This window comes from uncultured Flavobacterium sp. (genome assembly GCF_951805225.1).
Lineage (GTDB): Bacteria > Bacteroidota > Bacteroidia > Flavobacteriales > Flavobacteriaceae > Flavobacterium.
Genome location: NZ_OX638201.1, coordinates 5,850,734 through 5,864,007 on the forward strand (window position 1 = coordinate 5,850,734; position 13,274 = coordinate 5,864,007).

At 34.5% G+C, this 13,274-nt stretch carries 8 protein-coding genes; 7 read left to right on the plus strand and 1 reads right to left on the minus strand.

Features of this window, described 5'->3' with window-relative positions:
- Positions 1–137 precede the first annotated feature (137 nt).
- From WN975_RS24420 to WN975_RS24450, 7 genes are all read left to right on the plus strand, one after another.
- Positions 138–1,142 (plus strand): N(4)-(beta-N-acetylglucosaminyl)-L-asparaginase, encoded by a 1,005-nt coding sequence (locus tag WN975_RS24420; RefSeq protein WP_337968750.1) that lies wholly within the window; start codon positions 138–140, stop codon positions 1,140–1,142.
- Between the two features lie 137 nt (positions 1,143–1,279).
- On the plus strand, positions 1,280–1,828 hold the full coding sequence (locus WN975_RS24425) for a zinc ribbon domain-containing protein (RefSeq protein ID WP_337968751.1): 549 nt from the start codon (positions 1,280–1,282) through the stop codon (positions 1,826–1,828).
- A 364-nt stretch (positions 1,829–2,192) separates the two neighbouring features.
- A complete protein-coding gene (locus WN975_RS24430) occupies positions 2,193–3,863 on the plus strand; it encodes a T9SS type A sorting domain-containing protein (RefSeq protein WP_337968715.1) in 1,671 nt (556 codons plus the stop codon).
- A 20-nt stretch (positions 3,864–3,883) separates the two neighbouring features.
- A complete protein-coding gene (locus WN975_RS24435) occupies positions 3,884–7,252 on the plus strand; it encodes a hypothetical protein (protein ID WP_337968752.1) in 3,369 nt (1,122 codons plus the stop codon).
- 85 nt (positions 7,253–7,337) lie between these two features.
- Positions 7,338–10,694 (plus strand): DUF6443 domain-containing protein, encoded by a 3,357-nt coding sequence (locus tag WN975_RS24440; protein ID WP_337968753.1) that lies wholly within the window; start codon positions 7,338–7,340, stop codon positions 10,692–10,694.
- Positions 10,695–10,697: 3 nt separating this feature from the next.
- Positions 10,698–11,465 carry a hypothetical protein gene (locus tag WN975_RS24445; RefSeq protein WP_337968754.1) on the plus strand — a complete coding sequence of 256 codons (768 nt, stop codon included), beginning with the start codon at positions 10,698–10,700 and terminating at the stop codon, positions 11,463–11,465.
- A 2-nt stretch (positions 11,466–11,467) separates the two neighbouring features.
- Positions 11,468–11,923, plus strand: a complete 456-nt coding sequence (locus tag WN975_RS24450) for a hypothetical protein (protein ID WP_337968755.1) — start codon at positions 11,468–11,470, stop codon at positions 11,921–11,923.
- A 76-nt stretch (positions 11,924–11,999) separates the two neighbouring features.
- On the opposite strand, the gene WN975_RS24455 is transcribed toward WN975_RS24450, so the two are convergent.
- Positions 12,000–13,001: a transposase gene (locus WN975_RS24455; RefSeq protein ID WP_337968756.1), complete on the minus strand. Its 1,002-nt coding sequence runs from the start codon at positions 12,999–13,001 to the stop codon at positions 12,000–12,002.
- Between the last annotated feature and the right edge of the window lie 273 nt (positions 13,002–13,274).

Sequence of the window (13,274 nt, forward strand, 5' to 3'; positions counted from 1 at the left end):
AATATATAAGTTATATAAGTTCATATTAAAAAATCTTTACTGCGCTTATATAACTAATATGATTTAATTTTGAGTAGCAATAAACAGCCAGCTTAAATGATCTTACATAACTTATATGGTTTAAAATTTTATTTATTATGACAAATTCAAATCGCAGAAATTTTATAAAAACGGCAGCAATAGCTTCAGTTGCTGTGGCATTGCAATCTTTCAATTCAAATTCTGAAGAAGAAGAAAAAATTATAGTTTCGAAGAAAGGAAAAAAGCCAATTGTACTTTCAACCTGGCGATTTGGAATCCCTGCAAATGCTGCTGCATGGGAAGTTCTAAAAAAGAACGGAACTGCTTTGGATGCTGTCGAAGCCGGAGTTAAAATTCCGGAAGCCGACCCAAAAGAAAGAAGCGTAGGTTATGGCGGACGTCCGGATAGAGATGGTCGTGTAACGTTGGACGCTTGTATTATGGATGAAAACGCCAATATAGGATCTGTAGCTTGTTTAGAATATATAAAACACCCAATTTCTGTTGCGAGAGCTGTAATGGAAAAAACGCCTCATGTAATGTTAGTTGGCGATGGCGCTTTGCAATTTGCATTATCTCAAGGTTTCAAAAAAGAAAATCTGCTAACAGAAGAATCCGAAAAAGAATGGAAAGAATGGCTAAAAGACAGTAAATACAAACCAATTGCGAATATTGAAAATCACGATACAATTGGAATGATTGCTTTGGATGTCAACGGAAATCTTTCGGGAGCATGCACCACAAGCGGAATGGCTTTTAAGATGCACGGTCGGGTAGGAGATTCTCCAATTATTGGCGCAGGTTTATATGTCGATAACGAAATTGGCGCAGCAACGGCAACAGGTCACGGCGAAGAAGTAATCAGGATTTCGGGCTGTCATTTGGTGGTTGAATTAATGCGACAAGGAAAATCGCCTCAACAAGCCTGTGAAGAAGCTGTAGCAAGAATTATAAAATTGACGAAGAACAGAAATAAAGATTTAAAAGATATTCAGGTAGGTTTTATCGCATTGAACAAAGCCGGAGAATATGGTTCTTACTGTATTCAGGGTGGTTTTAATTATGCTGTTTATGACGATACAGGAAACCAATTAATCGATGCCGATTATTTCCTGAAGTAAGATTTTTTTAGTTGACTCTGTCGATAGAGTTAATTGTTTTTTAATGCGCAATAGTCTTTGGCTTTGCGCATTTTTTGGTTTTAAACTTTCAGATACATCTAGAAAAAGCTATATTAGTATTCAAAAAGCCAAAGCTTATGAAGACTATTTGTTCAAAATGTGAAGCAGAAAATGATTCAAGTTCAAAATATTGCGCTACTTGTGGTTATGAATTGTCTGGCAACGAAAAAGAAAATATAACTCCTGAAATCAAAAAAGAAACGTCTGATAAACCAGAAAAGAAATTTAACCTTAAAACATTTTTAGGATTTATAGTGGGTTTTGTAGTTATGTTTTTTGCAACACAAACTTTATTTAACCCATCGATTGATAAACAACTTACCGAAACGGCAAACGAAATGAATAAAAGATGCCCGATGAGAGTTGATGAATATACTACTTTGAAAAACGTTGTTGCTTTACCGAATAAAACGGTTCAGTATAATTATATTTTGGATATACCCAAAGCTCAGGTTAAATTGGATACTGTAAAAAAATATGTTTTCCCGGGAGTTTTAGAAAATATAAAAAACAGCCCCGAAATGAAATCATTCCGAGATAATAAAGTCACTGTGAATTACCATTACACAGATAAAAACGGAGAATTCGTAACAGAATATATCGTTAAGCCTGAAATGTATGAATAAGATATTCTATGTTATTTGATTCCGATTTCTGAAGAGTTTCTTATAAAAATTGCGCAAATGTCTCTGACTTTGCGCTTTTTTTATTTAATAGAAATTACGAATTTGTTACTTGCAGAAAACCATGTTTCAAATTTTAAGAAGAACAATTTATTAATAGTCTCGATGAGGTAATTATAAGAATAATTTTAGGGTAATTTTAAAAAATAAATGAAGTTGATAAGTTTTATTAACTCTAAAGTGGCGTCTTTGCTCATTTTTTTTAAAAGGCGTATAAAAAGAATTTCAAAATGAGGAAACCCGTAAAAATTTAACATAGTCATCATTTAGATTTGCAGCCAAAAACAGTTTGAAATCTAAAAAACGAATGAAAAAACTCTACCTACTACTTCCTCTTTTATTGCCTTTACTTACTTATTCTCAGGATATTATTTGGGAAAAATCCTACGGAGGACAGCATGCAGATTATCTTTTTGATGCCCAGCCAACAGCCGATTACGGATTTATTTTGGCAGGAAGTTCATTATCGAATAAAACAGGAAATAAATCAGACGATAATCATGGAGATCTTGATTATTGGGTGTGGAAGATGACCGAAAAAGGAGAACTTGACTGGCAGAAAAGTTTTGGAGGAAGCGGATTTGACTTACTTCAGAGTATCAAAAACACAAAAGACGGCGGCTTTATTCTGGCAGGAACTTCAAGCTCGGCAAGCGGTTTTCAAAAAACAGAAGACTCTAAAGGACTTACGGATTTTTGGGTTATAAAACTGGATGCTTCAGGAACAGAGCAATGGCAACGAACAATTGGCGGGAATGGTTCGGATGAATTATTATGCGCTTTTCAGACCAGAGACGGAGGTTATATATTAGGAGGATCTTCAAGCTCGAGTCCTCAACCTGTTTCAGCTGCCATGCCTGATGCAAAATCAATAACCACTACCAAAGCCGATTTATACAGTAAATCCGAAAAAAGCCGAGGCAACATGGATTATTGGGTTGTAAAACTGGATAAACAAGGTGTTATTGAGTGGCAAAAAACATACGGAGGAGAATATGCAGATATACTTAGAAGTATGGAGCAAACCACCGATAATGGATTTATTCTGGCAGGATATTCCACTTCATCACGATCTGGTGATAAAACAGAGAATAATAAAGGGACTGGAGATGTGTGGGTTATAAAAATAAATGATGTTGGAGTTATAGAATGGCAAAATTCCTATGGAGCAGATGGCGATGACCAGCCTTATGTAATTCATCAGACCAGTGATGGCGGATATATTGTAGGAGCCAACTCCAATAGTACCAACCCGCTTACTTCATTGGGTGGAATTGTTGGAAACGGAACCGATTACTGGATTTTTAAATTAGATGAAGAAGGAGCAGTAGTTTGGAGTAAAACCTACGATTTTGGGAAAGTGGATATTTTGACTTCACTGGTAGAAAACAAAGACCATACGTATTTAATTGGCGGATATGCCCAAAGCGAAAGAAGGGTTCCAAGAGAAGGTGTCGTTGGGAAATTAGCCAACGTTGTTGCCAAAGAAAAAGACGGAATCAATGATTATATCGCCTTAAAGATTGATGAAAAAGGAGAAGAACTGTGGAATAAAACCGTTGGAAGTGCAGGTGAGGACATCCTAAGAAAATTGATCGAAACCCGAGATGGAGGATATTTAATGGCAGGAACGTCAAATTCAGGGGCTTCAAAAGATAAAAACTCCAATATTGGAGGAAATGATTTTTGGGTTGTAAAACTCAAAGACAAAACAAAAATCGAAAAAGTGAGATCGAGTCTGGAAGCTATACCTAATCCGGTATCGACTTATACCAACATCATTATAGGTTATGATTTTACCTCAGGAACAGTCAGTGTTGTGGATATGACAGGCAGAACGCTGCAGAACTTCAGTATTTCCAGCAGAACTGTACCAGTAGATTTAAGCGTTTATGCAGAAGGGATTTACATCATCAACGTTAAAACAGATGTTAAAACCGAGTCTGTAAAAGTGATTAAAAGAATAACAAGTAAATAAGATATAATTAGAATTATAAAATGAATACAACAGCTATAAAAAGTAAGGTTAAAATCTTTTGTTGTCTGGGGATGATTTTGATCGTTTCAACAAAAGGGTTGGCACAAAATGACTTCGTTCCTAAAATTGTTCCTCCTTCACCGGAAGCCGCTTCACTGGGAAAATTTGTAGAAGTACCTGTTTCGCATTACACAGGATTGCCGAATATTTCAGTGCCGCTTTACACTATTGAATCGGGAGAGATAAACCTGCCTATTCAAGTTTCTTATCATGCACGAGGGGTTCAGGTGAGCGAAATGGCTTCTCAGGTTGGTACGGGCTGGGCTTTAAATGCAGGAGGCGTTATTACCAGACAGCAGAGAGGACCGGCAGATGAAAGTAACCATGGCTATCTGACTGAAAATTTTTACGATACCTTTTTTACAACTCAGGCAACAAGACAAAGAGTTTATGATGGGAGCACAACCGGTATAGACTCAGACAATTTGATGGATATGGAGCCGGATATTTTTATGTTTAATTTTTTGAATTTTTCAGGTAAATTTATGTTTGATCAGAAAACAAAATTACCGGTAATTCAAAAATATAGTGATTTTAAGATTGTACCTATTTATCAAACAACAGGCAATTATACCATTAAAGGCTGGATCATAACGGATAAAGATGGAATCCAATATTATTTTGGTACCTCTAAAGATGGTTTAAGAACCGCTATAGATAGACCACAATCAACCTCTTCTTACCTATTTCTTTCTAATGGAGGTCTTCAAACTGTATCTGGTGGAAATAGTCCATATAACAATGCGTGGCAGTTAATGGATATTGTGACTCCAAGCAACAAACAGATTAAATTTGAATATGCAAAAGACCAACCCAATTATTTCTCGAGAAGTTTTGACGATGGTCCTTCATCGGCTCTAAATTGCCATTTTTCCAGAATTGTTATGGACCAGTATCATATTAAGACCATTACTTTTGATAAAGGAAAAGTGGTTTTTACCAAATTCGCAACAGAAAGAGAAGATTTAAAGTCCAGCTATGCTTTACAAAAAATAGAAGTCTTTGATATAAACAATATTGTAAGGGTCAAACATACTTTTAATTATACGTATACCAACAGCGAAGATACTAATGCATTGTTTCATTTAAGAACGACAGAACCGCAGTCTAAAAAAAGACTGTTCCTGGAATCTATTCTTACTGAAGGCTCACCTTCGGCAATAAGTAAAAGTAAAAAACATTCTTTTGTATATGATCCTCAGGTTTTACCCAATAGATTTTCAACAGCACAAGATGCCTGGGGATATTATAATGCTAAAAATAATGGAGAATACTCTTCATTTTTTGAGGGTGATGACAGGAGAGTAGACACTATTGCCTCTCAGGCCGGAATGTTAAAGAAAATTATTTATCCTACCGGAGGAAGTGCTTCTTTTGAGTATGAGCACAATATCGTTATCGCGCCAAATTTTTACAAAGAATTACTTCTGAATGCTACTTCTCCTGTTATTCATCAAGTGGCTAATGTATTTAAGGATGGTAGTTTATATAGTAATAGCATATATTCAAAAACTTTTACGGTATATGATCCCAATCCGAATAAAGTCTCTACTATAAATTCGAATACAATTTTTGGGGGTACTACTACTTCATGCAGTACAACATCTAATAATGCTAATTGTCCTTTTGAAGTGGCTGTTTATAGAGTGAGTCCAAGAATCTTTATGGGGAGCTTGTATATTGGCAGAGGCTTTATTTTACTAAAACCTGGAGATTATGTTTTGGAGTATAAACCTAAAACAGATGCTGGTCGTAATCCGGATGATTTTGAAACTGACGCTTTCTCGGTTACTTTAAGTTGGGAACAAGAACCAATACTACAAGCTGTAGACCCTTTGAATAAAATATTATTTGCCGCAGGTAAAAGAATCAAACGTATTGTTTGGGATGATAATGTGGGAGGTATAACTTCTAAAACTTACAAATATTTGGATAGTTCTGGAGAATCGTCAGGCACGACATTCTCGATACCTAATATGTATTATGTAGAGAGAATGGTTCGTGATGTTCCGGTCGTAGGTCAGATGGGCGCAACGGCAGGAAGTCCTTTGACTAATTTTCAGGGAAATGCATTGGGCTATTCTGTTGTTACCGAGATTAACGGAGAAGCAGGGAATAACATTGGTAAAACCGAATATACTTTTACAATGCCTTTAGATGCGGGTGGTGCATATTACAAGTTTCCTTACTATCCTCCTATTGATAATGAGTGGCTGCGAGGAATGCCGTTAAATATTAAATATTATTCGAATAATGCGGGTACTTATTCATTGGTTAAGACAGTTGTAAACCAATATATTTACGGAGATATGATGACAGATGTAAGGAATATGGCAGAAATGCTGGATATAGACGGTTACTTAATGCATCGAAGAAAATTTATTTTTCCTATGGCTTTTTTTAGTTTAAGTGTAAGTTCTAGTGGATCAATTAATTTTAATGATGTTAATTCCTATAGAACTTTTTATACAATGGGCGGAACAGTTGATCTATATAGCAGTGTAGAGACAGAGATTTTAAAAAACGCAAAAGAACATAAAAAGACGACGAATTATTTTTACAATTACGATTCGAATTATCAGTTAAAAAGATCGCAGACTAAATCTTCTAGTCTTGAAACCTTGGAGACAAAATATTTCTATGCCCCAGATCCTGAAATGGCAAATGAGCCCTTTAGAGCAGAAATGGTTTCTAAATTCATGATCGGTATACCTTTGGATACCCAGACCTTTAACAGTACAACGAAATTATCAGAGCAAAAAACAACTTATGAGAATAGCGCCGAGACCAGCAATTTATTAGTGCCCAAATATATTTCTTCCAATAAAGGAGCCGGTAATCTTGTTGCAACCGATAAAAAAATCACTTTTGATAAATACGATGACAAAGGAAATGTTCTGCAATACACACCCGAGGGAGGATTGCCGGTAGCAATTATCTGGGGATACAGCAGAACACAGCCTATCGCTAAAGTAGAAAATGCGACTTATGCGCAGATTTCGAGTTATGTGGCAAATCTTCAAACACTCTCAGATGCCGATAATGACAATTGCATCACAAGTACGTGTAAAGAGCAGATTTTGCGAACAGCGCTCAATACTTTTAGAACATCATTTACTCAGGGTATGGTGAGTACCTATACCTATAATCCACTTGTTGGGGTGACCAGTATTACAGATCCAAAAGGAATCTCGACTTATTATGAGTACGATTATCTTGGCCGATTGAAATTTGTAAAAGATAAAGATCAAAACGTGCTTCAGAAGTATTGTTATAATTACAAAGGACAGCAAACGGATTGTACCGATAATACTGCTCAGACATTTTAATTGCAAATCACGGCAGTGAAAGAGCAGATCTTGAGAGATCAGTTTGAGTAACTGTTATAAATTAAAAAATAAAAAAGAGAACTTGATGAAAAAATATATAGCCATAATAATTTTGTTGTTCGTTGGAATTTGGGGTGTAAAAGCCCAGACTTTCAGTGATGATAATTTTGTTTACACCGCCTCGCCTAAAAAGAAAGTACAGTCGGCGAGTTTCAATACGCTGACCAAAAATGATATGAGCCAAAGCGTGACTTATTTTGACGGACTAGGCCGTCCAATTCAGACTGCGGCCATAAATCAGGGAGGAACCAATATCGATATTGTGACTCCGGTTGAATATGATGGTTTTGGCAGACAAATAAAAGAATATTTACCTTATCCCTTAACCAATAGCACGACAACTTACTCAAGAATTGCCACAGCTACATCCATAACGAATTTAAATGGCGTTTACAACACTGCCAAATACGAAAACACAACCAATCCATTTTCAGAAAAAAGATTTGAACCCTCACCGCTTAATCGTGTCTTAGAACAAGCAGCACCCGGAAATGATTGGGCACTTAGCAATGTTAAAAAGAATACTATAAAATTAGAGTATCAAACCAACATTACCACCGATGCAGTACGATTATTTAAAGCTACAACAAGCTGGAATATTGGTACCCTTTTGTATGATATTACTTTTTCAGACGCAGGGAGTTATGCTGAAAATGAATTATATAAAACCGTAACTTTTGATGAGAATTCCGGCGTAAGCCCGGGTGAAAAATCAGGATCAACGGTAGAATTTAAAAATAAACAAGGTCAGGTGGTACTTAAAAGAACCTATGATGCAACCGTTAACCATGACACTTATTATGTTTATGACATCTACGGAAACCTGACTTATGTGATACCTCCAAAAGCAGATGCGACCATAAACTCTGCAGTTTTAGATGGTTTATGTTACCAATACAAATACGACAGCCAGAATCGTTTAGTCGAGAAAAAGTTACCGGGTAAACAATGGGAGTTTATTGTTTATGATAGATTAGACAGACCCGTGGCAACCGGACCTGCGTTTTCACCTTTTAAAGATGATACTACAGTAGGCTGGATGATCACCAAATATGACGCTTTTAGCCGGCCAATTTATACGGGTTGGAGCAGTCAGGCAGTAAGTTCGGCAATCAGAAAATCATTACAGGATACGCAAAATGCAGCGACCGTTTTGTTTGAAACCAAAGACACATCCAAGACCATCGATGGTATTGCGGCTTATTATACGAATGCCAATGCGCCAACGAGCTTCAAGTTATTAACGGTAAATTATTATGATAACTATGTTTTTCCCGGAGCCCAAACCCTGCCTTCAACCATAGAAGGACAGACTGTTTTGGCAAACGTAAAAACTATGGCAACAGGAAGCTGGATAAGAGCCGTAACCACTGCAGCGTCCATTGCAGGGGAAACCAACACCCTGTTTTATGATGAATATGCCAGGCTTATACAAACCTATAGTGTGAATTATCTAACAGGTTCTACCATTACCAGTACGAATCTTGATTTTGCGGGCAAAACAATTTATACCATAACAAAACATAAACGTACCTCAGGCAGTGTGGAGATGGTGATAAGAGAAGATTTTACTTACTCACCCCAGGATCGATTACTGACCCATACCCATCAAATTAATGGAGGGGCCATACAGCTTATGGCGGCCAATACCTATGACAATCTGGGGCAATTGACGAGTAAAAATGTAGGGAATACTACGGCAAGCCCACTTCAGAAAGTTGATTTTAATTATAATATCAGAGGCTGGCTGACCGAGATTAATAAAACAGCCAATTTGCAGCAAGGCACAGATGCCAAAGATTTGTTTGCTTTTAAAGTAAGTTATAATGCTCCTCAGGCAGCAATTGCAGGAGTTACGGCTCTTTATAACGGAAACATATCCGAGACACTATGGAAAACAAGCTCTGATAATATAGACAGAGGTTATGGTTATACGTATGACAAACTCAACCGATTAAAAACTTCGATTTACGAAAAGAGCGGATTAACCACCAGTGCCTATGATGAGAACCTGACGTATGATAAAAATGGTAATATTGTGACCTTGCTCAGAAAAGGAGATATAGACCCACAGACCGGTACTATAATAATTGACAATTTAGTTTATGGTCCTGTGACAAATTCAAACCAACTGGCCAAAGTAGATGACAGTTCTAATAATACCAGCGGATTTAATGATTTGAATAAAACAGGAGATGATTATACCTATGATGGTAATGGTAATATGATCACCGACAAAAACAAAAACATTACAGATATCAAGTACAACCAACTGAATTTACCTAAGAAAATAACATTTGGAACAAGCGGTACTATTGAGTATTTTTACAATGCAGCAGGACAGAAAATACAGAAAACTGTAAGCGAAACAGGAAAAACAGCAGTAGTTACAGATTATTTAGGAGGCTTTCAGTACAAAGACAATGTTTTAGAATTTTTTCCAACGGCAGAAGGTTATGTTAAAAATACACTCAATGTACTCTCGTATGTGTTCCAGTACAAAGATCATTTAGGAAACGTACGAGTGAGTTATGCTAAAAACCCAACAACACAGCTTCTTGAAATTATTGAAGAAAACAATTATTATCCTTTTGGACTAAAACATAAAGGCTATAATGATTATACACCAAATACGAATAAGTATAAGTACAACGGAAAAGAGCTGCAGGACGAACTGGGACTGAACATGTATGACTATGGAATGAGAAATTATGACCCTGCACTTGGTCGCTGGATGAACATTGACCCGTTAGCGGAACAAATGAGAAGACATAGTCCATTTAATTATGGTTTTGACAATCCAATTCGTTTTGTCGACCCAGATGGAATGGCTCCAAATGATGTTATTGACCCACCTAGCAAAAAGAAGACTGCTTGGCAACAATCTTATAATCCAAAGACGGGTAACACTGATATAGGGAAATTTGCATTATTGAAATTTGAGGAATCTTTAGAAGGACCTGCGAAGTTCTTAAATAGTATCAATACTTATGTAAAGGAAAAAATTGAGCCAAGTAATGCAGATATTGGCACAACTGCTACATCAAAAAATGGAGGTGGTGAAAATGAAAAAACCACAGGTAATAAAAAAGGTGGTAATATTGATGCTGATGCATTTTTAACAGCTACACCTGGTGGTGAAAAAACAGGAAATAAATATAAGAGCGGAAAAGATTTTGTAGAAGCATTGAATGATGTTTTTAGTGGTATAGATTTAGGTTCGAAAGCCACTGAGAGTGTGGAAGCGGCTGTAGAACAAAATACAAATAAAAAAGAAGCAAAGGAAACGGAATATGTAAGAACTGCGTATGATCCAAAAACACAAAATCAGACTTGGGTTAGAAGGGACGTTTATGAAGCTCAAAAAAAGGAAAAAAAATAAAAAATGAAAAAAAAATATGTTATAATTATTATTATATTAGGTTCTTTGATATTCTTGTTTTTATATTTTAAAAATGAAAAAATATACACATCAAAGGAGTATGATTCAGCAGGGAAACTTATTGGGACAAATGAATATGTGATTAGAAACGGAAAAACTATTATGCATGGTAAGTTTGTTAACTATAATGAGAAAGGTATAAAAATTTCAGAAGGACAATTCGTAGATGATGAGCCAAACGGAAAATGTCTATATTATTATGATAATGGCAAAATAGAAACAATACAATTTAAAAAAAATAGTAAAATTACTTTAGAGAGTATCAATTATAATCAAAAGGGCTTGATTGATAAATATATTATGTGTGATGATTTTGGAAAATCAGTTTTTACAATTTATTTTGATGAAAAAGGGGTTACTAAATATGATGGTAACTTCCAAATAGAAACTTATCAGTATAAGTACGCTCATAAAAATCAATTTAATATTTTGAATGACCAGCATTTAAAAGTAGGAGATGTTTTGAAATATAGTTATCTTATTGCTAACATCCCTAATGCTAAACGCAGTTTTAAAATAGATAATTTGTCTGTAGATAATTCTAAAGTAAATAGAACTTTTAAACATGTAAAGCCTTGTGAATTGGATGTAGAGGAGAAAATCGTCAAAAAAGGTTTAAATACAATTAGGAGTATTGTTCGATATGAGTTTAATGATAATGTGACTCCTGTCTTTACGGACACAATTTCTTTTAACATTCATATAAAATAAAAATGACAGTAGTTTCAAAATTTGAAAAACTTTATCTGCTGAGAATTGTTTTTTTACCAATTATTTGTATTGGTTTAAGTGTTTTACTTGTAGATGTTAAGATTAATTACAAAAAGGATGCTGATGTCATTTTTCCAATTTCTTTTCTTCTAATATTAGGGTGTTTAGTTTTGTTTAATAATTTAAAATCACTTTATAAACTCATTGTGGAAGAGAAAAAAATCACAAAAATCTATTTTCTATCCAGAAAGAAAGAAATTATCTTTTATACATCTATTAAAAGTTTAGATAAACAATTTATAAACGGTTCATATATTTATGAAGTTGGTAAAATTTCATCTGGATATTACAGGTACGTATTTAACTTAGAAAATGATAAAAAATTGATTATATCTCCATTAAATTTGAAAAATTATAGACAATTAGTTGCAGAAATTAATCTTCATTGTGGTTATTAATACCCCCGCTCTCCGAAGAGTTCCTTACAAAAAAGCTGCGCATTCTATGATAAAAAACAAATAATATATTAAAAAATTAAGCTGCAAATTTATAAGTATTGATATAGGGAGTTTCTCTGTTGATAACGGCAAAAACTCTGCTTATAAGTTTGCATCTAATATTATTTAAAACCAACATTGAGTTTTTACCTTCCGTTTTTTTCTTATTGTAATATTCTTTTAATTGTGGATCGTATTTTAATGTTGTCATAGCACACATTTGTAATAATGTTTTCATTTTTTTATCTGCCATATGACTTACTCTGGTCCTTCCTTTTATACTGGAACCGGAACTATGTTCAAAAGGCGCAACACCTGAATAACAGGCAAATTGTCTCCAATTTTTAAAAGCTGTAAATCCTTTTGTAGCAATAATCAAATACACGCTGGTTTGTTCTCCCAATCCAGGAATTGATTTGATAAGTTGAGCTTGCTTAGATAATTGATCGTTTGTTTTAATGACTTCTTTAATTTTTGACTCAATTTTATGAATAGAATTTTTAATAGATTTGACAAGCGTTTGGTTAATTTGTGATACTTCTTTAAAAATTATTTTGTCTGTGAAAGCCTTACTTTCCTTGGTCGTTTGTATAAGTAATAACGCTTTTAGCATTTTCTCTCTTTCAGTATACAGCATTTTTAGTTTTTGAATATCTATGCTTGCAAAAGTGAATAGTTTTAATTTATCAATGTTTCTATAGCTGTAATAAGAAATATCTTTAGCATCAGTTTTATCATTTTTTCCTCTTGAAATTCCTTTTGATTTTTTTATTTCAATAGCAGGAACAATCCATAAATCTAAATTAAGCTTTACTAAAACATTTGATAAATGATTCGTATAGACACCCGTGTTCTCACAACAAAAAAGAGTACATTTTGTATCAAATTTTCTATCGATTTTTTTAATAAATATTAAAATATTTTTAATATTGTTTTCTATGATAAAATGCTCTGATTTAAGAGTTAAAGAGTCAAGGATATTAATATCCAATTTTGCTTTTGATACATCAATCCCAACATAAAATAAATACTTTTTCATAACTTTGAATTTAGGATAAACAAAAATGTTGAACTTCTTTAGAGCCTTTATTAGACCGCCATGTCTATCATTCTATTTGAAGCAATTCAACAGGATTCAAGGAGAAGGCAGAGGACTAATGCGCAGCATAGTGCTTAACTACAAATGTCTAAAGTTCACCTCTGCTTTCCTTTGAATAAATTTAAAGTTTTTTATCTAATTCAAAGTAAAGGCAAATGTCTCTGAATTTGCGCAATTTTTTTATGTTGTAATATCAGATATTAACCGTTTATT